The organism is Pseudomonas fluorescens, from assembly GCF_900636825.1.
GTDB lineage: Bacteria > Pseudomonadota > Gammaproteobacteria > Pseudomonadales > Pseudomonadaceae > Aquipseudomonas > Aquipseudomonas fluorescens_BG.
The window spans coordinates 1,497,851-1,523,107 of the sequence record NZ_LR134318.1; the positions used below are offsets into that span (position 1 = coordinate 1,497,851).

Genomic DNA, 25,257 nt, shown 5'->3' on the forward strand with positions numbered 1-25,257 from the left:
GGGCAACGCTAAAGCTTAGTTGCAGGCGCGGTTTTTCCGCAGCGTGAGCGCAAATTCTGAGTTAACGGGGGGGGAACCGGGCTGCGGCAAGAAACCGACAGAGTTCTGGAATCGAGCAAGACGGGCAGGCATTAGAGCCTTGGTGCGCATGGACGGCATGCTGGGGTACTCCGTTATTGTTCTTATGGGTCGAAAACGCTTCATGGCGTTTTTCTAGCGCTGTCTGACGTCAGCGGCGGCAGTCGCAACTGCCCGTAAAGCCGACTGTAATCCGCTAACCTTTCGCTAACCTTTCAATTGGCTTTCTCGGTTTTCGGGCTTCACAGCAGCGGTTGCGGCTGTAAACTCCGCGGCAAAGCGTGGCGTCGGCCAACCCTGAACGAGGTAAAAAAACCATGCGTGTCCTGCTCGTCGAAGACCATCTGCAACTGGCCGAAAGCGTCGCTCAGGCGCTCAAGAGCACCGGTCTGACCGTGGATGTGCTGCACGATGGCGTGGCCGCCGATCTGGCGCTGGGCAGTGAGGAATATGCCGTGGTGATCCTCGATGTCGGCCTGCCGCGTATGGATGGCTTCGAAGTACTGGCGCGATTGCGTGCCCGCGGCAAGAACCTTCCGGTGTTGATGCTGACTGCACGCAGCGATGTCAAAGATCGCGTGCATGGCCTCAATCTCGGCGCCGACGATTACCTGGCCAAGCCTTTCGAATTGACTGAACTGGAAGCGCGGGTCAAAGCGCTGTTACGGCGCAGCGTGCTGGGCGGCGAGCGTCAACAGCGCTGCGGCGTGCTGGCCTATGACCTCGACACGCGGCGCTTCACACTCGGCGAAGAACTTCTGACCCTGACGTCCCGCGAGCAAGCGGTGCTCGAAGCGCTGATCGCCCGTCCCGGCCGTGTGATGAGCAAGGAACAACTGGCCGCGCAGGTGTTCGGCCTCGACGAAGAAGCCAGCCCCGACGCTATCGAAATCTACGTGCACCGTTTGCGCAAGAAGCTCGACGGTCATCCCGTCGCCATCGTGACCTTCCGCGGTCTCGGTTATCTGCTGGAAAGCCGCGATGCATAAGCCCAGCAGCCTGCGCTGGCGATTGCTGTGGAACCTCGGGTGGTTGTTGGTGCTGCTGATGCTCGCCAGCGGCTTGAGTGCTTACTGGAATGGTCGCGAAGCCGCCGATACGGCGTACGACCGCACCTTGCTCGCGTCGGCGCGAACCATCGCCGCTGGCTTGTCGCAACGTGACGGCAGCCTCAGCGCCGATGTGCCTTACGTTGCGCTGGATACGTTCGCCTATGACAGCGCCGGGCGCATCTATTACCAGGTCAACGACATCCACCAGAAACTGATTTCGGGTTACGAAAACCTGCCCGGGCCGCCGCCCGGCACGCCGCGCACCGACAGCTATCCGGCGCTGGCGCGGTTCTACAACGCTACCTATAACGGCCAGAACGTGCGCGTGGTCAGCCTGCTTAAAGCGGTGTCCGAGCCCAATATGAACGGTATGGCGGAAATCCGCGTGGCCGAAACCGACGAGGCGCGCGTGAGCATGGCGCGCAGTCTGGCGGCGGATACCTTGCTGCGTCTGGGCATGCTGGCCGTGGGTGCGTTGTTGCTGGTGTGGTTCGCGGTCAGCGCGGCGTTGCGCCCGCTGGAGCGCTTGCGCACTGCGGTGGAAGAGCGCCAGCCCGACGATTTGCGGCCGCTGCCGCTGGTCGAAGTGCAGCACGAATTGTGGCCATTGGTTCGCGCGCTCAACCATTTCACCGAACGCTTGCGCGGCCAGTTCGAGCGGCAGGCGCAGTTCATCGCTGATGCTGCGCACGAGTTGCGCACGCCGCTGGCGGCACTGAAAGCGCGGCTGGAATTGGGCTTGCGCTCCAGCGAGCCGGAGACCTGGCGCACGACGCTGGAATCTTCAGCGCAAGGCACAGATCGCCTGACCCATCTGGCCAATCAGTTGCTGTCGCTGGCCCGTGTCGAAAACGGCGCCCGGGCGATTGCCGAGGGTGGCGCGCAGTTGCTCGATTTGAGTCAGTTGGCACGGGAGTTGGGCATGGCCATGGCGCCCTTGGCGCACAAGCGTGGCGTGGCGTTGGCGCTGGAAGCGGACGAGCCGGTGTGGTTGCGCGGTGAGCCGACACTGCTCAATGAATTGCTGAGCAATCTGGTCGACAACGCACTGGCGCATACGCCGCCAGGGGGCAATGTGATTTTGCGAGTGACGGCGCCTGCGGTGCTGGAGGTGGAAGACGACGGGCCGGGCATTCCATTGGAGGAGCGGGATCGTGTGTTCGAGCGGTTTTATCGGCGTAATCAGCAAGTCGCCGGCTCAGGCTTGGGGCTGGCGATTGTCGGTGAAATCTGCCGCGCGCATCTGGCGCAGATCACCTTGCATGATGGCGAGCAGGCAGGGTTGAAGGTGCGGGTCAGTTTTATCGCCGGTTGATGTGGCGCCTTGGCGGGCCCCTTCGCGAGCAGGCTCGCTTCCACAGTGGGAATGCATTCCATGTGGGAGCGAGCCTGCTCGCGAAAGCCTCGCCTCGTTCGCTCCCACAATAGGCATGCATTCAATGTGGGAGCGAGCCTGCTCGCGAAAGCCTCGCCTCGGTCCCGGATCAGTAGAACATCGAGCGCGACTCTTCCAGATCCGCGCAGAGTTCCTTGTTCTCCGGGTCAATTCCCAGTTTCCTGAACGCCGGCACGCTCAGCGGATCAATCCGCGCAAAAGGGTGGTCGGTGCCTTTGTGACAATGCAGGCTCGCCACTTGCACCAGGTCGACGTAATCGATGGCAGCTGAATCACGCTTGAAATCCTGATACCGCCCCGGCAACTCGACCAGTCGTTCGGGAAAGTCCCAGACCCGCAGCAGTTTGCCGCCCAGCACTGGGTGAATCTGTTCGATCACATGGTTGAGGCTGACCGGATCAGCAAGCAATTCGTAGTGATCCTCGGCGTAAGTCAAAATCGGCAGTACGCCGATTTGATGCACCAGACCACCGAGCGCAGCCTGATCGGGCTTGAGTTGCGTATACCGGCGACACAGGGCGTAGCTGACGCCGGCGATTTCCAGACTTTTGCGCCAGACTTCGCGCATCTTCTGTTCGACCACCTCGGAGCGAGCGTGAAAGATCTGCTCCATCACCAGGCCGATTGCCAGATTGCTGCTGTAGTTGATGCCCAGTCGGGTGATTGCGGTGTGCAGGTCAGTCACTTCCTGCGCGGCGCGCAGCAGCGGACTGTTGACCACTTTGATCAGCCGCGCCGACAGCGCGGTATCGCGGCCGATCATCTTGCTCAGGTCGCTTACGCTGATTTCCGGGTCTTCAGCCGCCTTGCGGATTTGCAAGGCCACTTCCGGTAACGTTGGCAGAACCAGGTCATCGTTATCGATGGCCTCAACCAAATCCTGTTGGACCTTTTCCGCCAGTTCGCTCATGTGGACTCTCTAGGGTGCTGCAACAAAGGCTGCGATCAGCGCTGGATTTCGCGGTCGCGATCCAGTTCGTAGGGCAGATCGAGCAATTGCAGCGCGGGCCCTTCGAGGGTGCCCAGATGCAGATCGCCCGCTTCGGCAGCTTCGGCCTGCAACACGGCCAGGAGTTCAATGTTTCCCGCAGCGTTCGCCGCCAGCACCACTTCGCCGATCGAGCTGTTGTGGCTCGGCGCAAAAAGCTGCGTGCCCGGCTCCGGTAATTCGACGGCATCCAGGCTCAGGCGATACAGACGACGCTTGAGTTTGCCCAGGTATTGCATGCGCGCGACGATTTCCTGGCCGGTGTAACAGCCTTTCTTGAAGCTCACGCCGCCCACGGCTTGCAGGTTGAGCATCTGCGGGATGAACAGCTCGCGGGTGCTCGGCATGACTTGGCCGAGACCGGCGCGGATCTGGCCCAGCAGCCACAGGTTCAGCTCGGCTTCCGGCAAGGTTGCCGCCAGGCTGGCTTTGAGCGCATCAGCCTGAGCGGCGGGCGCCCAGAGTTCTGCGCGGTCCGGCGAGACGCGAATCGCGATCAAGCCATCGTTGCGCACTACGCTGTCGGTGTCTGCCGGCAGGTCGAGGCCAAGGCTGGCGAGGGCCGCGTCGCCGTGTTCCAGGCCAAAACGCACCCAGGCTGCGCTTTCGTCGGTCAGCTTCGATTTGGAAAACACTGCGTACTTTTTCAGATCCGCCAGTTGCGGTTCCAACAGCTCGCTGGCCATCGCCAGCAGCACGCCGTCGCCTTCGAGCAGAATGCGGAAACTCGACTGCATCCGGCCTTTCTGTGTGCAGCGGGCACCCAGGCTGGCGCGGGAGTCACTCAGGTAATTGATATTGCAGGTCAACTGGCCTTGCAGGAATTTTCCGGCGTCCGCACCGCGAACCGCGAGTACGCCTTCATGAGACAGGGTGCAGAAAAAAGCAGAATCGGCCATGGGTCTTCGCAGGGTAAATAGACTGGCGCACATCATAAGGGGGCAGGGTTGAAATGGGTAGTTGATAAAGGATGAGCGATGCCCGACCAAAGCCGACTGCGCGGCCCGCGTCTGGGCTGTATACTGCCCGGCAAATTTGAGGAGGGCTCCATGGTCGAACAAGTTGAACTGAATCGCCTCTTTTGGCACAGCCGCCGCGGCATGCTTGAGCTTGACGTATTGCTGGTGCCATTCGTGCAGGAAGTTTACGCGACGTTGAATCAGGTAGATCGCGATCTGTATGTGCGTCTGCTGACGTGCGAGGATCAGGACATGTTCGGCTGGTTCATGGAGCGCAGTGAGTCGCAAGACCCCGAGCTGCAGCGCATGGTCCGGATGATCCTGGACCGTGTCCAGCCCAAGTAATACCTTCGAATGCCGCTGGCATGCCTCACGGCAGTTGCTGGCGGCGTATCTGCTGGCCCAGGCGTTCGCCATGGGTGCGTTGTTTCTGCTGTCGATTCCGTTCTGGGCCAGTCTGCTCGGGGTTCTTGCCTGTGCGCTGCACGGCTTATGGGTGCTGCCGAGGCAGATTCTGCTCAATCATCCGCAGGCGTTTTGTGGGCTGCGGCGCGATGCCGATGGCTGGCAACTGTGGAATCAGGCGCAGGGCTGGCAGGCGGTGCAATTGCGCCCCGACAGTCTCGCGCTGCCGCTGATCGTGGTGTTGCGCTTTCGTTTGCGCGGGGAATGGCGGGTCAGATCGGTTTGCGTGCCCCGCGACGCACAAGCGGCCGATTTGCATCGACGCCTGCGCGTGCGGCTCAAGTTCAGCCGACGAAGGTGGGCGGCACCAGAATAGTGTCGAGCGCCTCGGGCAGCAGATCGGGATAGTCGAGGGTGTAATGCAGGCCGCGACTTTCCTTGCGCTCCATGGCTGAGCTGATCATCAATTCAGCGACCTGGGCCAGGTTGCGCAGCTCGATCAGGTCACGGCTGACTTTATAATTACTGTAGAACTCGTCGATCTCGTCCAGCAGCAAACGCACGCGATGCTGTGCACGTTGCAGGCGCTTGTTGGTGCGCACGATGCCGACGTAGTCCCACATGAATCGGCGCAGCTCATCCCAGTTATGCGCGATGATCACGTCTTCGTCTGAATCGGTGACCTGGCTGGCGTCCCAGACGGGCAGAGCGTTTGGCGCTGTGACCACGTCGAGCTGGGCGAGAATGTCGGCAGCGGCCGACCGGGCATAGACGAAACACTCCAACAGCGAGTTGCTGGCCATGCGGTTGGCGCCGTGAAGCCCGGTGAAACTGGTTTCGCCAATCGCGTACAGGCCTGGCACGTCGGTTCGTCCGTGCTGATCGACCATCACGCCGCCGCAGGTGTAATGCGCCGCTGGCACGACAGGAATCGGCTGTTTGGTAATGTCGATGCCGAAAGCGAGGCAACGCTCATAAACTGTTGGGAAGTGAGTCTTGATGAACTCTTCGGGCATGTGGCTGATGTCGAGATAGACGCAGTCGACGCCTAAACGCTTCATTTCATGGTCGATAGCGCGGGCGACGATGTCCCGCGGCGCCAGCTCGGCGCGCTTGTCGAAGCGATACATGAAGCGTTCGCCATTGGGCAGCTTCAAATGTGCGCCTTCACCGCGCAGGGCTTCGGTGATCAAAAAGCTTTTCGCCTGCGGGTGATACAGGCAAGTGGGATGGAACTGGTTGAATTCCAGGTTCGCGACCCGGCAGCCGGAGCGCCAGGCCATGGCAATGCCATCACCGCAGGCACCATCCGGGTTGCTGGTATAAAGGTAGACCTTGGCGGCGCCGCCCGAAGCGAGAATAACGAAGCGCGCGCCGTAGGTGTCGACTTCGCCGGTTTTTCGATTCAGAACGTAAGCGCCGAGGCAGCGATCACCTTCGAGCCCCAGGCGTCGCTCGGTGATGAGATCGACAGCCACGCGCTGTTCCAGCAGTTCGATGTTCGGGCGCTCTTTAGCCTGCGCGAGCAAGGTTTTGAAGATGGCCGCGCCCGTCGCGTCGGCGGCATGAATGATGCGCCGATGGCTGTGGCCGCCTTCGCGGGTCAGGTGAAACTCGAAACCGCCGTCTTCGGTACCGGATTGTTCGTCGCGGGTGAACGGTACGCCTTGATCGATCAGCCACTGGATGGCTTCGCGGCTGTGCTCGACAGTGAAGCGCACAGCGTCTTCGTGGCAAAGGCCGCCGCCGGCGTTAAGGGTGTCGTCGACGTGGGATTCGACAGTGTCGGTGTCGTCGAGTACCGCAGCGACGCCACCCTGGGCCCAAAAAGTCGAGCCGTTGGCGAGGTCACCTTTACTCAACACGGCAATGCGCAAATGCCCGGGGAGGGTCAACGCGAGACTCAAACCGGCAGCACCGCTGCCTATGACCAGAACATCATGTTGGAATTGTTGGCTCATTACAGGATTCCGCTCAAAGCGACCCGGGTCGGGGGTGGCGTCAGGCAGCCGGATCGGCTCCCGGGACCACACAGCCCACTAGTATATAGAGGGGTGGGGCGGCACAATAGTCGGCCACGTATGGCATTGTGAAACTACTGCGGTGGAAAAAATCGGGTGATTCGTCGGAAGATTTTTTCGCCTGTTCTGGGAAAAGACGACTGTATCGCCGCTGAAACAGCCTTTTTCAGCGCGGGGTTTCCCAATGTGCACGTGGTGCGGCTATAAATATTTGGAACTTTTGCCAGAGGCCAAAGATCAATAGACCGTTCAGAAACAAGGGACCGTATCGGGATCTGTGGAGGAGTCTGCGGCTGGATTTCTCTCGGCGAGACCGATAACAAGATTATTCGCGCAGCCAGTTTATCCCGCGCTGCGTTTTTCGTGCGTGCCAAATCAGAGCCCGCAGGAAACTTGCTTGGAGGGGGAGAACTTTTGCGAAAAGCCCGAGTCTATGTTTGCAAGTCTGGTCGTTTAGTAATGCAAGTCTCCTCCGGGCTTATCGAGGAGTGTTCATGCTAACCCAGGAAGAGGATCAGCAGCTGGTCGAGCGCGTTCAACGCGGCGACAAGCGAGCTTTCGATCTGTTGGTGCTGAAGTATCAGCACAAGATTCTCGGGTTGATCGTGCGGTTTGTGCACGACACCCATGAAGCCCAGGACGTGGCTCAGGAAGCCTTTATCAAGGCGTATCGAGCGCTTGGAAACTTTCGCGGTGACAGTGCGTTTTATACGTGGCTGTACCGTATTGCCATTAACACGGCGAAGAATTACCTGGTTTCGCGCGGCCGTCGGCCGCCGGACAGTGATGTAAGTTCCGAAGATGCAGAGTTCTACGACGGCGATCACGGCCTCAAGGATCTCGAATCGCCTGAACGAGCACTGCTGCGGGATGAGATCGAAGGTACCGTCCATCGAACCATCCAGCAACTGCCAGAGGATTTGCGTACGGCTTTAACTTTACGTGAATTCGATGGTCTGAGTTACGAGGACATTGCGAGCGTCATGCAGTGTCCGGTGGGTACCGTGCGCTCCCGGATTTTCCGCGCTCGGGAGGCCATCGACAAAGCCCTGCAACCGTTGTTGCAGGAAAACTGAGACAGCGGCGACAGCCAAGAGAGGAACGCCATGAGTCGTGAAGCCCTGCAGGAATCGCTGTCCGCAGTGATGGATAACGAAGCGGACGAACTGGAATTGCGTCGAGTGCTAACTGCACTGGATGACGTAGAAACCCGTGAGACCTGGGCTCGTTACCAGATCGCTCGGGCAGCCATGCACAAGGATCTGCTGCTGCCACGTCTGGATATCGCTGCGGCAGTGTCTGCTGCGCTGGAAGACGAAACGGCTCCGGCCAAAGTTTCTCGCAGCCCATGGCGCAACCTTGGCCGCCTGGCTGTTGCAGCTTCGGTTACGGTAGCGGTGCTGGCGGGTGTGCGGTTGTACAACCAGGATGAAATCGCTGGTGTCGAACTTGCCCAGCAGTCCAACCAGCCTACTCTGGCCACTCCACAGGTTAAAGGTCCGGCTGTTCTGGCGGGTTACAGTGAGAGTTCGGAAGCGACTGGTCCGATGGCTAACGGCGTGTTGCAAGGTCAGCCAGGCTGGCATGATCAGCGTCTGCCAGGCTATCTGCGTCAGCACGCTCAAGAGGCTGCACTGAAAGGTACTGAAAGCGCTCTGCCTTACGCACGTGCTGCAAGCCTGGAAAACCGTTAAGGAGGATCATGCGCGCCATACCTCTACTTTCGCTTTTGCTCAGCGGCTGGTTTGTTGTTCCAGCCCACGCCGACGAGGCCCAGGACTGGTTGATCCGTCTGGGCCAGGCCGAGCAGAAGCAAAGCTTTCACGGTACTTTCGTTTACGAGCGCAATGGCAGTTTTTCCACCCACAACATCTGGCATCGTGTCCAGAATGGCCAGGTCCGCGAGCGTTTACTCCAGCTCGACGGTTCGGCTCAGGAAGTCGTGCGCATTGATGGACATACTCAATGCGTCAGCGGCACCCTGATTGCCGGGTTAGGCGATTCGCCGAATTCTGCCGCTCGAACTCTCGATCCCAAAAAGCTGAAAAACTGGTATGACCTCGCCGTCATTGGCAAGTCGCGCGTGGCCGGGCGCGATGCGGTAATCGTGTCGCTGAGCCCCCGCGATCAGCATCGCTATGGTTTCGAACTGCACCTTGATAAACAGACCGGACTGCCACTCAAGTCGTTGTTGTTGAACGACAAGGGTCAGTTGCTTGAACGTTTCCAGTTCACCAGTCTCGATACCGATGAAGCGCCGTCTGACAAGGATCTGTTAGCCGACGCGGACTGCAAACCCGTCAAGCTCGACAGTGACAAGGCTTCGGCAGTGAAAACTGCTCAGGTCTGGCGCTCGGACTGGCTGCCACCGGGTTTCGAACTGACCAGCAGCTCATCGCACAAAGATGCCGAAACCAAATCGCAAGTTAACAGCTTGATGTACGACGATGGTCTTGCAAGGTTCTCGGTATTTCTTGAACCGTTGAATGGTGCCACTGTGACGGATACGCGTACTCAGTTGGGCCCGACTGTCGCGGTTTCCCGCCGTTTGACTACGCCGCAAGGCGAAGTGATGGTCACGGTGGTGGGCGAAATTCCGATTGGCACCGCCGAGCGAATTGCGCTGTCCATGCGTAATAATGATGCCACTGCAACCAGCAAGCAGTGAGCTGATTGCCGGCATTTCACCTCTTGTTCGAGACGTAAATGAAATGTTTGCTGAGCATTTTCATTTGCAAATACCCCGAAAATTTTTTATAGGTCAGAGCCTCACGGCTCTGGCCTTGTTTGTTGTTGCCGGAACAAAAATGCCGGTCGGTGGTTGCCGGTGTTCCTTGCTCCATATCGCTTAACCCTGCTCGTCGTAACGGGAGCTGTATGTCGATACCTAGCTTGAAATCGTATCTTTCCATTTTCGCCACGGTGCTAATGCTCGGGCAGGTGATTCCTGCAGCCCAAGCGGCCGATCTGCCTGACTTCACCCAATTGGTTGAACAGGCCTCGCCGGCGGTGGTGAATATCAGTACCACGCAGAAATTGCCGGATCGCAAAGTGAACCAGCAGATGCCTGATCTCGAAGGCTTGCCGCCGATGCTGCGCGAGTTCTTCGAGCGTGGCATGCCGCCTCAGCAGCGCTCGCCCGGTGGTGGTCGTCAGCGAGAAGCGCAGTCGCTGGGTTCGGGCTTCATCATTTCCCCGGATGGCTACATTCTCACCAACAATCACGTGATCGCTGATGCCGACGAGATTCTCGTCCGCCTGGCAGATCGCAGTGAGATGAAAGCCAAACTGATCGGCACTGATCCGCGTTCAGACGTGGCGCTGCTGAAGATCGAGGGCAAGGATCTGCCGGTGCTCAAGCTCGGCAAATCCCAAGACCTGAAGGCCGGCCAGTGGGTCGTGGCAATCGGTTCGCCGTTCGGCTTTGACCACACCGTGACTCAAGGCATCGTCAGCGCCGTGGGTCGCAGCCTGCCGAACGAAAACTATGTGCCGTTCATCCAGACCGACGTGCCAATCAACCCGGGCAACTCCGGTGGCCCGCTGTTCAACCTGAACGGTGAGGTGGTCGGCATCAACTCGCAGATCTACACCCGCTCCGGCGGCTTCATGGGCGTGTCGTTCGCGATCCCGATCGATGTGGCGATGGACGTCTCCAATCAGCTGAAAAGCGGTGGCAAAGTCAGCCGCGGCTGGCTGGGTGTGGTCATCCAGGAAGTGAACAAGGATCTGGCCGAGTCGTTCGGTCTGGAGCGTCCGGCCGGTGCGCTGGTCGCGCAGATCCAGGATGACGGTCCGGCAGCCAAGGGCGGCTTGCAAGTCGGCGACGTGATCCTGAGCATGAACGGTCAGCCAATCGTCATGTCCGCTGACCTGCCGCATTTGGTCGGTGCACTTAAGGCTGGCGCCAAAGCCAATCTGGAAGTGATTCGCGAAGGCAAGCGCAAGAACGTCGAGCTGACGGTGGGCGCGATCCCCGACGAAGATAAAGAACTGGATGCGCTGCCGAAGTCCGGCACAGAAAGCACCAGCAATCGCCTGGGTGTTTCGGTCGGCGAACTGACCGCCGAGCAGAAGAAAACCTACGACCTCAAAGGTGGTGTGGTGATCAAGGAAGTGCAGGACGGTCCTGCGGCGCTGATCGGTCTGCAACCCGGCGACGTGATCACGCATTTGAACAATCAGGCCATCGGCTCCGCCAAGGAGTTCGGCGAGATTGCCAAAGCGTTGCCGAAGAACCGCTCGGTGTCGATGCGCGTCCTGCGTCAAGGTCGCGCCAGCTTCATCACCTTCAAGCTGGCTGAGTAATTTGCCAGTCTGATCAAGGTAAAAAAACCGCCTCGAAAGAGGCGGTTTTTTTATGTCTGCAGTTTTTGATTCAGACAGAAGAGCTATCCCATCATGTCTTTGATCATGCGTTCCTGCTCCATCAGCTCGCGCTGGCGGGCGTCGATTCTCGAAGACAGGGGGAAATTGCTTCCGGCTTTGCGCTTGGCGAAGTCGAGCTGCTGGATGGCCTGACGGTAATCTCCGACCAAGGCAAAGTATTCCGCGCGAGCTTGATGCAGGCCGATGATGTTGCCCGATAAGCCACGGGTTTCAGCCACTTGATACCAAACGTCTGGATCATCCGGCCGCGATTTGAGCAGGCTTTCCAGCGCCTTTTCGGCGTCGGCCGCGCGATTCTGCTTGAGCAACAGATCGACGCGCACCTGATTGAGCGGATAGTTGGCAGGATATTGCGTAAGCATCCGGTCAACCCGTGATTGTGCATCCGCGAGGCGATTGTTGGTGATGTCCAGATCGACCTGCGCGAGGTTGTAAATGATTTCGTTCGGCGAGGTCGTGAGCAATTGCTTGAGGTTTTCGCGGGCCTCGTTCAACTGGCCACCCTTGATCTGGGCAATGGCCAGACCATAGCGCGCCACATCGTTTTTCGGGTTTTCATCCAGTTGCGCGCGGAAACGCTTGGCGCCTAGCCCGGGAGTTTCTTCGTAGATCAACTGAACGCGTGCACGGATCAATTGGTAGCGCTTGGAATCCTCGATGCCGCCCGGTTTGGCTTGTTCAGCGCGGTTGCGGGTGTCGGCGATACGCGATTCGGTGACCGGGTGCGTCAGGAGGAATTCCGGTGGCTTGGCGTCGAAGCGATACTGGCGCATCAGGCGCTCGAACATGGTCGGCATCGAGCGCGGATCGTATCCAGCCTTTTCCAGGTTGAGTATGCCGATGCGGTCGGCTTCCTGTTCGTTCTGGCGCGAGAAGGTTCGTTGCGCCTGAATTGCTGCGGCCTGGGACCCGGCGATGGCCGCAATTCCGGCGTCACCACCGCCGGCGGCTGCGATTACGATGCCGGCCAGCAGCGCAGCCATCATCGGCACTTGCATGCGTTGCGAGGCCTCGACGCCGCGCGCGAAGTGGCGTTGCGACAAGTGCGCCAGTTCGTGCGCCAGTACCGATGCGTATTCGCCTTCGGTCTGCGCATTGAGGAACAGGCCGCCATTGACCCCGACCACACCGCCCGGTGCTGCGAAAGCATTGAGCTGCGGACTGTTGATCAGGATGAACTCAAGACGTCGGTCGGTGACCTGGCTGGTCTCCACCAGTTTGTAGACGCTGGATTCGACGTAGTCCTTGAGTTGCGGATCATTGAGTTGTGAAACCTGGCTGCGCAACATTGCCAGCCATGCGCGACCGAGTTGATATTCCTGTTGCGGCGAGACAATGGCAGAACTGGCGTCGCCAAGTGACGGCAGATCGTCGGCAAAGCCCGGTGAGGCGAGCAGGCAAGCGAGCGTCAGCAGGGTAGGGCGCAAAAAAGTCATGCACAAAGCCTTAAAAGACAAAGACCTTACTGTAGCCGGACACCGAAGCTGCGACCAGATATTCTAGGCAGCCTGACAACCCGAACCGGAGTGACGCAATGACTGACGCTGTAGCCCATGACGTGGAACTGGACGCCAGTGGCCTGAACTGTCCGTTGCCGTTGCTCAAGGCGAAAATGGAACTGAATAAACTGCACAGCGGTGCGGTGCTCAAGGTGATTGCCACTGATGCAGGTTCGCAGCGCGACTTCCGCACATTTGCCAAACTCGCCGGCCATGCGCTGCTGCGCGAAGAAGACGAGGCGGGCGTTTACCGTTACTGGTTGAAAAAAGCCTGAAGCGACCGCGTTAAAATTCGAAGGGATTATTGATGTTCAAAGTGTTACGCGACTGGATTCAGCGCTACTTCTCAGATGAAGAAGCCGTGGTCCTGGCAGTGTTGCTGTTTCTCGCCTTTACTGCCGTGCTGACCCTCGGTGGCATGCTCGCGCCGGTACTGGCGGGCATGGTGCTGGCTTATCTCATGCAGGGTCTGGTGGTCACGCTCGAGCGACTGCGCGTACCGGGTGGCGTGGCGGTGGGGTTGGTGTTCGCGCTGTTCATGGGCGCGCTGATGCTGTTTATTGTCGTGGTGCTGCCGCTGCTTTGGCATCAGCTGATCACACTCTTCAACGAATTGCCCGGCATGCTCGCCAAGTGGCAATCGCTGCTGCTGCTGTTGCCGGAGCGTTATCCGCATCTGGTTTCGGACGAGCAGGTCTTGCAGGCCATCGAAGCCGCGCGGGGCGAGATCGGCAAGTTCGGCCAGTGGGCACTGACCTTCTCGTTGTCGAGTTTGCCGTTGCTGGTGAACATCATGATCTACCTGGTGCTGGTACCGATTCTGGTGTTTTTCTTCCTCAAGGATCGGGCAATGATCGGCGAGTGGGTGCGCGGTTACCTGCCTCGTGAGCGCGCGCTGATCACCCGCGTTGCCCAGGAAATGAACCGGCAGATCGCCAATTACATCCGCGGCAAAGGCATTGAAATCGTGATTTGCGGCGGCGTGACATACATCGCGTTTATCGCCCTGGGCCTCAACTATGCGGCATTGTTGGCGTTGCTGGTCGGCTTGTCGGTGGTTGTTCCGTATGTTGGTGCGGTAGTGGTGACCGTACCCGTGCTGCTGATTGCGTTGTTCCAGTGGGGCTGGAGCGATCAGTTCATTTATCTGATGGCGGTGTACGGAATCATTCAGACGCTGGACGGCAACGTGCTGGTGCCGCTGCTGTTCTCGGAAGCGGTGAACTTGCATCCGGTGGCGATCATCTGCGCGGTGCTGTTGTTTGGCGGGTTGTGGGGATTCTGGGGAGTTTTCTTTGCGATCCCGCTGGCGACGCTGTTCAAGGCGGTGCTGGATGCGTGGCCCCGCCAGGAACCGGCGGTGGCGCCTTTGCTTTAAAAGCAAAGATCGCAGCCTTCGGCAGCTCCTAAAATTGGGAATGCTTTCCCCCTGTAGGAGCTGCCGAAGGCTCGGGCCGCGATCGGACGATCTTTTGATCTTAGGCTTTGTTCAGGGCCTCAGCCGCCGCCAGCACGGCATCAACATGCCCGGGCACCTTCACACCGCGCCATTCCTGACGCAGCACACCGTCCTTATCAATCAGGAAGGTGCTGCGATCAACGCCCAGATATTCCTTGCCGTACAGCTTTTTCAACTTGATCACGTCGAACAACTGGCAAACCGCCTCGTCCTTGTCGCTGATCAGCTCGAAGGGGAATTCCTGTTTGCCTTTGAAGTTTTCGTGCGATTTCAGGCTGTCGCGGGAAATGCCGAAGACTTCGGTGTTGGCAGCTTTGAACGCTGCATATTGATCGCGAAAGCCCTGACCCTGAGTGGTGCAGCCCGGCGTGCTGTCCTTCGGGTAGAAATAGATCACCACTTGCTGCCCTTTCAGGGCGGACAGGCTCACGGTTTGCCCGCTGGTGGCAGGGGCTTCGAAATCGGCAACCGGTTGGTCGATGGCAACGGCCATGAAAGCTTCCTTACATTGGGTTTTGTGGGCGCCAAGGCTCGATCAGGGCATCCAGATTCATCGCGTCGGAGAAATCCAGGAACTGATCGCGCAGCCAACTGATCTGGGTGCCGGCCGGCAGGGTCACGGTGAACGTGGCGTTGAGCATGGTGCCGCCGGTCTGGGGTGCCTGATACGTGTCGCAGGTCAGGTTCTCCAGCTCGACATTGTGGTCCATGAAGAACTGGCACAGTTCGTTGATGATGTCCGGGCGATAGGCCGAACTGACGTAAGCCACGTATGGCAGGGCCTGCGGACGATTTTCCAGCGCCGCGCTACGCACCACGTTGACGGTGAACGCGTGTTTCTTGGCGAGGCCTGACAAGCTGCCTTCAAGGCGCGCGAGGGCGTCCCAGCTGCCGGAGACCTCAAGGACCAGCGCGCTGCACTCGCCGTGGCGGGTCAGGCGCGACGTTACCACGGCGCAGCGATTTTCATGGCTGGCGCGGCACAGGACGTTAGTCAGCTCCATGGGGTTGGCGCCAAGGGCACTGATGACAAGGAATTGTTCGCGAACTGTGGGGGTGGACATGCAGCATTCCTAAAGCGATGAGCGGTCGGTAGGTGACGGACGTTGGCCGTCGGGACACGCCTGTATCGGCGGTTCAAAATCCCCGGCAAGCGCTCGCGGCTCGCTCCACTGTGGCGGGAGCGCGTCAATGCGACGCTGAAACGAGGCCTGGGAGGCCGTAAAGGGAGGCTGGAACCCGGCGTACAAGCTGATCGGTACCGATCAAAGTCTGAAGGGTAGCGAAAAGCGGCGCCAAGGGGAATGGCGGCAGCGCAGTACTTCGCTTGTGCAAGCATCTTGGCGCCAGTACCATTACCGCTCTCTTTTTCCGGCAGGAGCGGTTTCATGATTGCGGGCAGTATGGTGGCACTGGTCACTCCCATGGATGCACAAGGGCGTCTTGACTGGGACAGCCTCAGCAAACTCGTGGACTTCCACCTCAAGAACGGCACCCATGCCATTGTCGCCGTCGGTACCACCGGCGAGTCGGCCACCCTTGACGTAGAAGAACACATCGCCGTCATCAAAGCCGTGGTCAAACAGGTTGCCGGCCGCATTCCGGTCATCGCCGGCACTGGCGCCAACTCTACCCGCGAAGCCGTCGAGCTGACCCGCAACGCCAAAGAGGCCGGCGCCGACGCCTGCCTGCTGGTCGTTCCGTATTACAACAAGCCGACTCAGGAAGGTCTGTACCAGCACTTCAAGCACATCGCTGAATCGGTCGACATTCCACAGATTCTCTATAACGTTCCCGGCCGCACCTCCTGCGACATGCAGGCCGAGACCGTGATTCGCCTGTCCACCGTGCCGAACATCATCGGCATCAAGGAAGCCACCGGCGACCTGAAACGCGCCAAAGCGATCATCGATGGTGTGAGCAAGGATTTCATCGTGCTGTCCGGCGATGATCCGACTGCCGTCGAACTGATCCTGCTGGGTGGCAAAGGCAACATCTCCGTGACCGCCAACGTCGCACCGCGCGAAATGGCCGACCTGTGCGAGGCCGCGCTCAAGGGCGACGCCGACACCGCACGGGCGATCAATGAAAAACTGATGCCGCTGCACAAAGACCTGTTCGTCGAGGCCAACCCGATTCCGGTGAAATGGGCTCTGGTCGAAATGGGCCTGATGCACGAAGGCATCCGCCTGCCACTGACCTGGCTGAGCACACCTTGTCATGAAACGCTGCGCTCGGCCCTGCGCCAATGCAGCGTCCTGGTTTAATTGAGGAAGTACAACGCATGAAGCGAATGGCCGGACTTTCCGCACTTGCCTTGATTATCTCCAGCACCAGTGGCTGCGGATGGGTCTGGGGGCCGGAAGGTTATTTCCGCGACCGTGGAAGCGATTACCTGCAGGCGCAACAGACTGCACCGATGCAACTGCCACCGGATGCGAACACCTCCAAGCGTCTGGATCCGCTGTTGCCGATCCCGCGTAACGTCGCCGACGACACCGCCACGGGCGAGTACATCGTGCCGCGTCCGCAGCCGTTGTCGGCAGTGGCCGATGCCAGCGATTACTCGCTGCAGAAAAGCGGCGATTCGCGTTGGGTCGTGGCCCAGCATCCACCGGCCGAAGTCTGGCCAGTGGCCGTGCAATTCTTCCAGGACAATGGTTTCCGTCTGGATGAACAGCGCCCGCAAACCGGCGAATTCACCACCACCTGGCAGCATTCCGACGAACTGTCCGCGTCCATGGCCAAGCGCCTGAGCGCAGCCGGTATCGGCAGCGACAGCGAAACCCGCGTTCGTGTGCGGATCGAGCCGGGCGTGCAGCGCAACACCAGCGAAATCTACGTGGTCAGCGCCGAGCGCGCTGCCGGCAGCACCGCTGATGTCGAGTTCACCAACCGTTCGGTCAACACGGGCCTGGACGCTGCGCTGGTCGACGACATGCTCGCGAGCATGAGCCGTACCTCCGAGAAGGGCGGTTCGGTGTCGATGCTGGCTTCGCGTGATTTCGATACTCCGAGCCGCGTCAGCCTCAGCGAAGACGGCAGCGGTAACCCGGTGTTGAACGTCGGCAACGATCTGGATCGTGCCTGGTCGAGCGTCGGTCGTGCGCTGGAACAGGGCGAGTGGCGCGTTGAAGACATCAACCGCAGCCTGGGCCTGTACTACATCAACCTGGCGGAAAAAGCCGAGAAGAAAGACGACAAGCCAGGCTTCTTCAGTAGCCTGTTCGGCAGCGCGCCGAGCAAGGAAGAAGTGGAAGCCCGTGCCGAGCGTTATCAGGTTCGCCTGAGCAAGGTTGGCGAGAACATTCAGGTCACCGTCGAGAAGAACATCAACACCGTCGCGCCGGCTGATGTCGCGCGTAAAGTGTTGAGCGTGATTCAGGACAATCTGGGCTGATCAATCATGCGTTTTGCCGTTCTCGGCAGCGGTAGCCAAGGGAACGGCACGCTGATCGCCAGTGCTGATACGTACGTGCTGGTGGATTGTGGTTTTTCCCTGCGGGAAACCGAAAAACGCCTGTTGCGCCTCGGGGTTCACCCGGCGCAACTGAGCGCGATACTCGTAACCCACGAACATGCCGACCACGTGCATGGCGTGGGTTTGCTGTCTCGGCGCTACAATCTGCCGGTCTACCTCAGTCGCGGCACACTGCGCGGGATGCGCAAACCGATTGAACCCGCAGGTTTTCTGGCCGGCGGCGAGCAACTGCAGATTGGTGCTCTGAACATCGGGGTCATTGCCGTGGCCCACGATGCGCAGGAACCGACCCAGTATGTCTTCAGTGATCTCGAACAGCGGCGCTTCGGCCTGCTGACCGACCTGGGTTCTTACTGCGAGCGGGTGCTGGACAGTTATCGCGACCTCGATGCGTTGATGATCGAGTCCAATCACTGCCGCGATATGCTGGCTCGAGGGCACTATCCGTACTTTCTCAAGCAGCGGGTGGGCGGCGAGCTGGGACATTTGAATAACCATCAGGCGGCATTCCTGGTGGCCGAGTTGGGCTGGCAGGGTTTGCAACACCTGGTACTGGCCCATCTGAGCAGCAAGAACAACATGCCGCAGCTGGCCCGGCAATGTTTTGTCGACACCCTCGGGTGCGACCCGGACTGGCTGCAAATGGCCGATCAAGATTCAGGGCTCGACTGGCGCCACATCGCCTAGCCCACCTACTTAGCAAGCGGAGCCCATCATGGAAAAACGTGAAGAACTCTACCGCGGCAAAGCCAAATCGGTTTACAAGACCGACGACGCTGACCGCTTGATCCTGCTGTTTCGCAACGACACTTCGGCGTTCGACGGCAAGCGCATCGAACAGCTCGATCGCAAAGGCATGGTGAACAACAAGTTCAACGCCTTCATCATGCAGAAACTCGAAGCGGCCGGCGTACCGACCCAATTCGACAAGCTGCTGGCCGACAACGAAGTCCTGGTGAAGAAGCTCGACATGATCCCGGTCGAATGCGTCGTGCGTAACTACGCCGCCGGTAGCCTGGTCAAGCGTTTGGGCGTCGAGGAAGGCCTGAAGCTCAATCCTTACACCTTCGAACTGTTCCTGAAGGACGACGCCAAGGGCGACCCGTTCATCAACGAATCCCACGTCGTGGCATTCGGCTGGGGCACCGCCGAACAACTGGCGCGCATGAAAGAGCTGTCACTCAAGGTCAACGAAGTCCTGACCAAGCTGTTCGACGACGCCGGCCTGCTGCTGGTCGATTTCAAGCTTGAATTCGGCGTGTTCAGCGACGGCTCCATCGTCCTCGGCGACGAGTTCAGCCCGGACGGCTGCCGTCTCTGGGACAAGGACACCAAGAAGAAAATGGACAAGGACCGCTTCCGCCAAGGCCTCGGTGACGTCATCGAAGCCTACGAAGAAGTCGCCAATCGTCTGGGTGTACCGCTTTAACCGACGCAAGCATCTGATAGCACGGAGAAATTTTCGAAAGAGGGTTTGCTTTCGGTAGAAGTGTTGTTATGATGCGCGCCGTTGGAGAGATGCCAGAGTGGCCGAATGGGACGGATTCGAAATCCGTTGTACCTTCACCGGTACCTAGGGTTCGAATCCCTATCTCTCCGCCATACATACAAAAAGCCCCGTAGCTGAAAAGCTACGGGGCTTTTTTGTTTTTCGATCCCGTTGGCCAGGCTTTGCATGCTGCCTATGTGTCATAGGCAGCACTCTTCGGCGTTTAAATCTCCTTAACCGGCGTATCGCCCTGCACACCCTTGATCAACTCGATCACATGCAAACAATCTGCCTTGTTCACATAAGACTCGCCACTGGCCACAGTCTCGTGATTGCCTGCCCTCAGCCTCCAGCGCCATTGCCCTTTGCCAGTGCTCCGGGTGCCTCTGGATTGCCTGTAAATCTCGAAATACATTCGGTTCGCTCCATGCGATTTATACGTGCGACAGCCTCTGTGGCGCCTCGACCCAAGCCTAGCGCAGGCGGATTTTTTGGCTATCGGACATTTGTATCCAATCGTTGGTGGATGTTTCCGAGGACCGCGAAGCAGAGCCCGGAAATAGCCTTTTGTCTGGCCAACATGACGCCGCCGGATGCTTGCAACTCCATCGGGCGGGGACTGGGTTTCAACGATGATTCGCGGATCATGGCGCTGGGGCTGAAGCGCCTGTCGGTGAACTGACACGTCACGGTGATGGACGCCGCACCCATGGCCTTTCTACACTGCGGGCAGTCTGGGGACAGGGGGCAAGGGATGAACCGCAACGAATTACGCAAGGCCGACATCAATCTGATGGTGGTGTTCGAGACGTTGATGCTCGAACGCAACGTGACCCGCGCGGCTGAGAAACTGTTTCTCGGCCAGCCGACCATCAGCTCGGCGCTCAATCGCTTGCGCACAATGCTCAACGATCCACTGTTCATTCGCGTCGGCCATCGCATGGAACCGACCGCTCGTGCCGAAGATATCTTTCGCCACCTCAAGCCAGCCCTGGATTCTTTATCGGTGGCGCTGAGTCTGACCCGCGATTTCGATCCTGCGGTCAGCACCATGACCTTTCGCATCGGCCTGTCCGATGATGTCGAGTTCGGCTTGCTGCCGCCGCTGTTGCGCGCCTTGCGCCAGGAAGCGCCGAATGTGGTGTTTGTGGTGCAACACGTCGATTACTGGCGGATTCCCGATCTGCTCGCCGCCGGCGATATCACCGTTGGCATCAGCCAGACTCGAGGCCTGCCGGCCAATGCCAAACGCAAATTGCTGCGGCACATTCAGCCGAGCATTCTGCGTGCCGACGCCTCCGCGACTCCGCTGACCCTTGATGAATATTGCGCGCGGCCTCATGTGCTGGTTTCGCACACGGCCAATGTCAGCGGTTTCGCCGATGAGTGGCTGGCGGAACTGGGACGGACTCGCCAAGTGGTTTTGTCGGTGCCGCAATACAGCGCCTTGCCCGCGTTGTTGGCCGGCACCGATCTGATTGCCAGCCTGCCGGATTACACCGCTGCTGCCATGGCCGCTTCGGGATTACTGTTCAAGGAACCGTTCCCGTTCAAGACGCCGACGCTGGATCTGTCGATGGTCTGGCTCAGCCACGTCGACAGCGACCCGGCCGAGCGCTGGTTGCGGTCCAGGCTGGAACAATTCATGAGCGAAAGACCCATCACACCGGCCCCCCCTGTAGGAGCTGTCGAGTGAAACGAGGCTGCGATCTTTTGATCTTGATACTTGAAGAAGATCAAAAGATTAAAGATCGCAGCCTCGTTACACTCGACAGCTCCTACAGGGGCTGGCTATATGTACGACCTTTCCGCTGACCGACTGGAGCATCCGATGCCACACCTGCACATGGAATACACCGCCAATCTGCCGCAGTTGAACGCGGATGTTGCGTTGATCCGGCTCAACAATACGTTGGTGGGCTCCGGCCAGTTCGCGGCGGAGTCCGACATCAAAAGCCGCGCGATCAAGGTCGAGACCTTCAAGGTTGGCACCGCCATGGGCGAACGCGCCTTTGTTTACATCAAGCTGTCGCTGCTGAGCGGGCGTGCACCCGAGGTGAAGAAACAGCTGTCGCAGAGCTTGCTGGCGGTGTTGCAGGACCTCTGCGAATGGCCGGCCGGTGTCGACGTGCAATTGGCTGTCGAACTGGTGGACATGGATCGCGAGTCCTACAGCAAAGCGGTGATCGGCCACACGGTGGTTGGCCAGTAGTCATCAAGCGGGTGCGCGCTCGCTGCACACGGTGAGCGCCACTGACAAGTCATCGAAATCGAAGCGCTTCAACAGGCGCGGCAGGATCGGCCCGTGGAAACATTCCGGCGTGACCGCTTGTCGCGCTGGAGCACAGACGACAAAAAAGACCGCGTCAGCCAAACTGCCGCGCGTACTGACCACCACCCCACCTGCAAATCAAATACCTGAAGACAACCTGTAGGAGCTGCCGAGTTAAACGAGGCTGCGATCTTTTGATCGTGCTCGTTTAAAACATCGCACCCTCGTTTAAATCGTCAGCTCCTACATGAATCGCAAAAGTCTGGACAAAAGCTGAACCATTCCCAAACACTTCATAAGTTTCAAGGCCTAGCCTGATGGCAACTAATCGTTGGCGTCTTTTTCACGAAAAATTGATGGTTGCCTGCCTAAAGTTTGTCAGGCGTTAGTTAATGAAAATTTCACAATTGAATTTTTCTCCGGTGTCCAAGGCTCTTCTTCTCAGGAACTGCCCTCTCTATGTTGAAGTTAAAAGCCGTGCGCCCGGAATGGGTGACGTTGCTCGCTAGCGCCTTCCTTTTGGCCGCGTTCAACTCAGTGCTCTGGCAGCACTTGTTCGCCATTACGGCCGCCGACGGTAACGGCATCGCCATGCGCGTGGCTTTTGCGGTAATGATTTTTGCAGCATTCAACATTGTCTTGACGGTGCTGGCTTTTCGTCCGCTGCTTAAACCGATATTGACGCTGATATTTCTGATCAGCGCCGGAGTGGCTTATTTCATGAGCCAATATGGCGTGATGATGGATGCGGGCATGTTTCGCAACTTCGCTGAAACCAACGTGACGGAAGTTCGCGATCTGCTGTCGATGAAGTTGTTTGCCTATATATTCCTGCTCGGGATCGTACCGTCCTGGTTATTGTGGCGGGTGCCGATAAACTATCGCCGCTGGCACCGCGAGTTGTTCAGCAAAGTTATTGTAAGTGTAGCCTCGGCTGCGGTTGTCGGCGGCGTGGCCCTGGCCAACTACCAGGGTTTGTCCTCGTTGTTTCGCAATCACCATGAAATTCGGTTGATGCTGGTGCCGAGCAATTACATCGGCGCCTCAATCGGCTATCTGCACGAACAAGTGGTCTCGGCACAGCAACCGTTCATCAAAATCGGTGAAGATGCGCAACGCAATCCGCAGGTGCAACTGCAACCGCGAAAATCCCTGACGGTATTGGTCGTGGGCGAAAGTGCCCGGGCGGAGAACTTCGGCATCCTGGGTTATGGCCGCGACACCACCCCGACTCTGGACCGGGAAGCGGGGCTGATCGCCTTCACCGATGTGCATTCCTGTGGCACGGAAACCGCAGTTTCGGTGCCGTGCATGTTCTCCAACATGGGCCGCAAGAATTACGACGCCAGCAAGGCGAAGAACGAGGAAGGCTTGCTCGACGTGTTGCAGCGAGCGGGCATTGATGTGATCTGGCGTGACAACCAGTCAGGTTGCAAGGGTACTTGCGATCGCGTGACGGTGCAGGATGTCAGCAACTTGAAAGACCCTGCGTTGTGCGCCAACAGCGAATGCCGCGACGAAATCCTGCTGCAAGGTCTGCAAGGTTTTATCGATCATCTGGACAAAGACACGGTGCTGGTTCTGCACCAGATGGGCAGCCACGGACCGGAATACTTCAAGCGCTATCCCAAGGCTTACGAACACTTCACCCCCGTGTGTGAAAGCAACGCCCTGAACAATTGCAGCCGCGAAAGTATCGTCAACGGTTACGACAACACCTTGGTCTACACCGACCATGTGCTGTCGAGTCTGATTGATGTATTGCGCAGCAATCAGGACAAAGTCGACACCGCCATGCTGTATCTGTCGGATCACGGCGAATCGTTGGGTGAGTACAACCTGTTCCTCCACGGCACACCTTACATGCTGGCGCCGGAGCAGCAGAAGCATGTAGCGATGCTGGCGTGGTTCTCTGACAATTATCAAAAAGCCTATTCAGTTGACACCCACTGTCTGCAAATGAGCCGCGACAAGCCACTGAGCCAGGACAACCTGTTCCACTCGATGCTCGGCCTGCTGGAGGTCAAGAGTTCGGTCTACCAACCGGATCTCGATCTGTTCGCTGGCTGTCGAGGCGCGGTGATCGACGGCGTCCTCGCCAAAGAGTGACTTTCACCCTCTTGTAGGAGCTGCCTGCAACCTTTGTCAGACTATTCTTCCTCTCAGGCAGGACATTTCGTTACAGCTCTTGTCCTTCGCAGGCGCTCAAATCGCCGGTGGCGATATATACTGCGCGCCATTCTTCAAGGGAGAGCCGTGTGGCTATCGATATTCACTGGATTCGCGACAACGAAAGCCTCGCGCAGTTTTGCGCCGAGTGGCAGCAGCTGCCGTTCGTTGCCCTCGACACCGAATTCATGCGGGTCGACACGTTCTACCCGATTGCCGGCCTGTTGCAGATCGGCGATGGCAAACGCGCCTACCTGATCGATCCGCTGACCATCAATGCCTGGCAACCTTTGGCCGCGTTGCTGGAAAACCCGGCGGTACTCAAAGTCCTGCACGCCTGCAGCGAAGACCTCGAAGTGCTGCTGCGCCTGACCGGCAGTCTGCCGGCGCCGCTATTCGACACGCAACTGGCGGCCGCCTATCTCAACCTCGGGTTCTCGATGGGCTATTCGCGGCTGGTCCAGGCCGTGCTTGGCATCGAACTGCCGAAGGGCGAAACCCGTTCCGACTGGTTGCAGCGGCCGTTGTCCGAAACGCAGATCAGCTACGCGGCCGAAGACGCGGTGCACTTGGCTGAAGTGTTCGTGCAACTGCGGCCCAAACTGTCCGACGACAAGTTCGCCTGGGTTCTGGAAGACGGCGCCGAACTGGTCGCCAATCTGCGCCGCGAAACCGATCCGTACGAGGTTTATCGCGAGGCCAAACTGGCGTGGAAACTCTCCCGTGCGCAACTTGCGGTGCTGCGTGAGCTGTGCGCCTGGCGCGAAACCGAAGCCCGCGCCCGCGACCTGCCGCGCAACCGCATTATTCGCGAGCATTCGCTGTGGCCGTTGGCCCGCACGCAACCGGACAATCTTGTCGCGCTCGGCAAAATCGAAGACATGCATCCGCGTACCGTGCGTCAGGACGGGCAGTTTCTGCTTGATCTGATCAAGCGCTCTGGCAGTGTGGGGCCTGATCAATGGCCGCCGGCAGTGCCGGAGCCTTTGCCGGTCGAAGCGGCCGCGTTGATCAAACAACTGCGCGCACTGGGTCAGGCCGAGGCCGAGCGTCTCGACATTGCACCGGAACTGATGCTGCGCAAGAAAACCCTCGAAGCCCTGATCAAAAGCGGCTACCCCGAAGGACCTTACCAATTGCCTGAGTCGCTGCGTGGCTGGCGCCGCGAACTCATGGGCCAGAAGCTGCTGGACAGCCTGGCCACCGCCGGAGAACAGCCTTGAAACGTATTTGTTCCATCTACCAAAGCTCCAAGCGCAGCGGCATGTACCTTTATGTGCTCAAAAGTGATGCGCTTGAACGTGTGCCGGAAGCGCTGATGCTGGCGTTCGGCAAAGCCAGGCATTCCTTCGATCTGGTGCTGTCGCCCGAGCGCAAACTGGCCAGCGAAGACATCGTTGTGGTTCTGGAAAACCTCGACAAGCAGGGTTATCACCTGCAAATGCCGCCGGCCGAGGACGAGTACATCGAGCACTTGCCCGAAGAGTTGCTGCGACGCAACGACCCGGTCTGATCCGCGGGGCCCTGTTCTGGGCCCCGATTGATTCTGGAACTGTTTTTACCGCGACGCTCGCCCGACATCCGGGGATCGTCTGCACGG

At 58.9% G+C, this 25,257-nt stretch carries 28 protein-coding genes and 1 tRNA gene; 21 read left to right on the forward strand and 8 right to left on the reverse strand.

Annotation, left to right across the window (positions count from 1 at the left end; translation table 11 throughout):
* Positions 1-395 precede the first annotated feature (395 nt).
* Together EL257_RS06830 and EL257_RS06835 are read left to right on the forward strand one after the other, a co-directional pair.
* Positions 396-1,067 carry a response regulator gene (locus EL257_RS06830; protein WP_126360966.1) on the forward strand — a complete coding sequence of 224 codons (672 nt, stop codon included), beginning with the start codon at positions 396-398 and terminating at the stop codon, positions 1,065-1,067.
* Positions 1,060-2,445, forward strand: a complete 1,386-nt coding sequence (locus EL257_RS06835; protein ID WP_126360968.1) for a sensor histidine kinase — start codon at positions 1,060-1,062, stop codon at positions 2,443-2,445. The genes EL257_RS06830 and EL257_RS06835 overlap by 8 nt, the downstream gene beginning before the upstream one ends.
* A gap of 169 nt (positions 2,446-2,614) precedes the next feature.
* Here the strand turns inward: EL257_RS06835 and EL257_RS06840 are convergent, their stop codons facing one another.
* Positions 2,615-3,436, reverse strand: a complete 822-nt coding sequence (locus EL257_RS06840) for an HDOD domain-containing protein (protein ID WP_126360970.1) — start codon at positions 3,434-3,436, stop codon at positions 2,615-2,617.
* Positions 3,437-3,471: 35 nt separating this feature from the next.
* On the reverse strand, positions 3,472-4,413 hold the full coding sequence (locus tag EL257_RS06845; RefSeq protein WP_126360972.1) for a YgfZ/GcvT domain-containing protein: 942 nt from the start codon (positions 4,411-4,413) through the stop codon (positions 3,472-3,474).
* 150 nt (positions 4,414-4,563) lie between these two features.
* Here EL257_RS06845 and EL257_RS06850 point away from each other — a divergent pair, with 150 nt between their 5' ends.
* Positions 4,564-4,818, forward strand: a complete 255-nt coding sequence (locus EL257_RS06850) for a succinate dehydrogenase assembly factor 2 (RefSeq protein ID WP_101158472.1) — start codon at positions 4,564-4,566, stop codon at positions 4,816-4,818.
* Positions 4,802-5,254: a protein YgfX gene (locus EL257_RS06855; RefSeq protein ID WP_126360974.1), complete on the forward strand. Its 453-nt coding sequence runs from the start codon at positions 4,802-4,804 to the stop codon at positions 5,252-5,254. Before EL257_RS06850 ends, EL257_RS06855 begins: the two co-directional genes overlap by 17 nt.
* On the opposite strand, the gene nadB is transcribed toward EL257_RS06855, so the two are convergent.
* Positions 5,223-6,839 carry an L-aspartate oxidase gene (nadB, locus tag EL257_RS06860; RefSeq protein WP_126360976.1) on the reverse strand — a complete coding sequence of 539 codons (1,617 nt, stop codon included), beginning with the start codon at positions 6,837-6,839 and terminating at the stop codon, positions 5,223-5,225. The genes EL257_RS06855 and nadB overlap by 32 nt on opposite strands.
* A gap of 554 nt (positions 6,840-7,393) precedes the next feature.
* Here nadB and rpoE point away from each other — a divergent pair.
* The 4 genes from rpoE to EL257_RS06880 all read left to right on the forward strand — a co-directional run bounded on the left by rpoE (position 7,394) and on the right by EL257_RS06880 (position 11,207).
* Positions 7,394-7,975, forward strand: coding sequence for an RNA polymerase sigma factor RpoE (rpoE, locus tag EL257_RS06865; protein WP_003172477.1), 582 nt, complete (start codon positions 7,394-7,396; stop codon positions 7,973-7,975).
* Between the two features lie 30 nt (positions 7,976-8,005).
* Complete coding sequence (locus EL257_RS06870) at positions 8,006-8,593, forward strand: sigma-E factor negative regulatory protein (RefSeq protein WP_126360978.1); 588 nt, start codon at positions 8,006-8,008, stop codon at positions 8,591-8,593.
* An 8-nt stretch (positions 8,594-8,601) separates the two neighbouring features.
* Positions 8,602-9,567, forward strand: a complete 966-nt coding sequence (locus EL257_RS06875; RefSeq protein WP_126360980.1) for a MucB/RseB C-terminal domain-containing protein — start codon at positions 8,602-8,604, stop codon at positions 9,565-9,567.
* Between the two features lie 260 nt (positions 9,568-9,827).
* On the forward strand, positions 9,828-11,207 hold the full coding sequence (locus EL257_RS06880; RefSeq protein WP_419866614.1) for a DegQ family serine endoprotease: 1,380 nt from the start codon (positions 9,828-9,830) through the stop codon (positions 11,205-11,207).
* Between the two features lie 83 nt (positions 11,208-11,290).
* Here the strand turns inward: EL257_RS06880 and EL257_RS06885 are convergent, their stop codons facing one another.
* Positions 11,291-12,724 (reverse strand): M48 family metalloprotease, encoded by a 1,434-nt coding sequence (locus EL257_RS06885; protein ID WP_126360984.1) that lies wholly within the window; start codon positions 12,722-12,724, stop codon positions 11,291-11,293.
* Between the two features lie 98 nt (positions 12,725-12,822).
* Here EL257_RS06885 and EL257_RS06890 point away from each other — a divergent pair, with 98 nt between their 5' ends.
* Positions 12,823-13,062: a sulfurtransferase TusA family protein gene (locus EL257_RS06890; protein WP_041478863.1), complete on the forward strand. Its 240-nt coding sequence runs from the start codon at positions 12,823-12,825 to the stop codon at positions 13,060-13,062.
* A 32-nt stretch (positions 13,063-13,094) separates the two neighbouring features.
* Complete coding sequence (locus EL257_RS06895; protein ID WP_126360987.1) at positions 13,095-14,165, forward strand: AI-2E family transporter; 1,071 nt, start codon at positions 13,095-13,097, stop codon at positions 14,163-14,165.
* 100 nt (positions 14,166-14,265) lie between these two features.
* Here the strand turns inward: EL257_RS06895 and EL257_RS06900 are convergent, their stop codons facing one another.
* Complete coding sequence (locus tag EL257_RS06900; RefSeq protein WP_126360996.1) at positions 14,266-14,739, reverse strand: peroxiredoxin; 474 nt, start codon at positions 14,737-14,739, stop codon at positions 14,266-14,268.
* Positions 14,740-14,749: 10 nt separating this feature from the next.
* On the reverse strand, positions 14,750-15,310 hold the full coding sequence (locus tag EL257_RS06905) for a glycine cleavage system protein R (RefSeq protein ID WP_126360998.1): 561 nt from the start codon (positions 15,308-15,310) through the stop codon (positions 14,750-14,752).
* A 324-nt stretch (positions 15,311-15,634) separates the two neighbouring features.
* Here EL257_RS06905 and dapA point away from each other — a divergent pair, with 324 nt between their 5' ends.
* The 5 genes from dapA to EL257_RS06935 all read left to right on the forward strand — a co-directional run bounded on the left by dapA (position 15,635) and on the right by EL257_RS06935 (position 19,329).
* The gene (gene dapA / locus EL257_RS06915; protein ID WP_126361000.1) at positions 15,635-16,513 is read left to right on the forward strand and encodes a 4-hydroxy-tetrahydrodipicolinate synthase; all 879 of its coding nucleotides are present in this window, start codon (positions 15,635-15,637) and stop codon (positions 16,511-16,513) included.
* 17 nt (positions 16,514-16,530) lie between these two features.
* Positions 16,531-17,646: an outer membrane protein assembly factor BamC gene (bamC, locus tag EL257_RS06920; RefSeq protein ID WP_126361002.1), complete on the forward strand. Its 1,116-nt coding sequence runs from the start codon at positions 16,531-16,533 to the stop codon at positions 17,644-17,646.
* A gap of 6 nt (positions 17,647-17,652) precedes the next feature.
* On the forward strand, positions 17,653-18,414 hold the full coding sequence (locus tag EL257_RS06925) for an MBL fold metallo-hydrolase (RefSeq protein WP_126361004.1): 762 nt from the start codon (positions 17,653-17,655) through the stop codon (positions 18,412-18,414).
* Positions 18,415-18,442: 28 nt separating this feature from the next.
* Entirely contained in the window at positions 18,443-19,156 is a 714-nt protein-coding gene (purC, locus tag EL257_RS06930) for a phosphoribosylaminoimidazolesuccinocarboxamide synthase (protein ID WP_093438296.1), read from the forward strand.
* 83 nt (positions 19,157-19,239) lie between these two features.
* Positions 19,240-19,329: transfer RNA gene (locus EL257_RS06935), tRNA-Ser, on the forward strand.
* A gap of 110 nt (positions 19,330-19,439) precedes the next feature.
* On the opposite strand, the gene EL257_RS06940 is transcribed toward EL257_RS06935, so the two are convergent.
* Positions 19,440-19,631 (reverse strand): YegP family protein, encoded by a 192-nt coding sequence (locus EL257_RS06940; RefSeq protein ID WP_126361006.1) that lies wholly within the window; start codon positions 19,629-19,631, stop codon positions 19,440-19,442.
* A 111-nt stretch (positions 19,632-19,742) separates the two neighbouring features.
* On the opposite strand from EL257_RS06940, the gene EL257_RS27690 reads away from it, so the two are divergent.
* The 3 genes from EL257_RS27690 to EL257_RS06950 all read left to right on the forward strand — a co-directional run bounded on the left by EL257_RS27690 (position 19,743) and on the right by EL257_RS06950 (position 21,428).
* Positions 19,743-19,898: a hypothetical protein gene (locus tag EL257_RS27690; RefSeq protein ID WP_172604458.1), complete on the forward strand. Its 156-nt coding sequence runs from the start codon at positions 19,743-19,745 to the stop codon at positions 19,896-19,898.
* Positions 19,899-19,970: 72 nt separating this feature from the next.
* Positions 19,971-20,912, forward strand: a complete 942-nt coding sequence (locus EL257_RS06945; RefSeq protein ID WP_126361008.1) for a LysR substrate-binding domain-containing protein — start codon at positions 19,971-19,973, stop codon at positions 20,910-20,912.
* A gap of 135 nt (positions 20,913-21,047) precedes the next feature.
* On the forward strand, positions 21,048-21,428 hold the full coding sequence (locus EL257_RS06950) for a 5-carboxymethyl-2-hydroxymuconate Delta-isomerase (protein WP_126368020.1): 381 nt from the start codon (positions 21,048-21,050) through the stop codon (positions 21,426-21,428).
* A gap of 3 nt (positions 21,429-21,431) precedes the next feature.
* Here EL257_RS06950 and EL257_RS06955 read toward each other — a convergent pair whose 3' ends face one another.
* Positions 21,432-21,611: a hypothetical protein gene (locus EL257_RS06955; protein WP_126361010.1), complete on the reverse strand. Its 180-nt coding sequence runs from the start codon at positions 21,609-21,611 to the stop codon at positions 21,432-21,434.
* Between the two features lie 336 nt (positions 21,612-21,947).
* On the opposite strand from EL257_RS06955, the gene EL257_RS06960 reads away from it, so the two are divergent.
* The 3 genes from EL257_RS06960 to EL257_RS06970 all read left to right on the forward strand — a co-directional run bounded on the left by EL257_RS06960 (position 21,948) and on the right by EL257_RS06970 (position 25,170).
* Positions 21,948-23,597: a phosphoethanolamine transferase gene (locus tag EL257_RS06960; RefSeq protein ID WP_126361012.1), complete on the forward strand. Its 1,650-nt coding sequence runs from the start codon at positions 21,948-21,950 to the stop codon at positions 23,595-23,597.
* Between the two features lie 149 nt (positions 23,598-23,746).
* Positions 23,747-24,880: a ribonuclease D gene (rnd, locus tag EL257_RS06965; protein ID WP_126361014.1), complete on the forward strand. Its 1,134-nt coding sequence runs from the start codon at positions 23,747-23,749 to the stop codon at positions 24,878-24,880.
* Positions 24,877-25,170, forward strand: a complete 294-nt coding sequence (locus EL257_RS06970) for a YcgL domain-containing protein (protein ID WP_126361016.1) — start codon at positions 24,877-24,879, stop codon at positions 25,168-25,170. Before rnd ends, EL257_RS06970 begins: the two co-directional genes overlap by 4 nt.
* Positions 25,171-25,257: the final 87 nt, after the last annotated feature.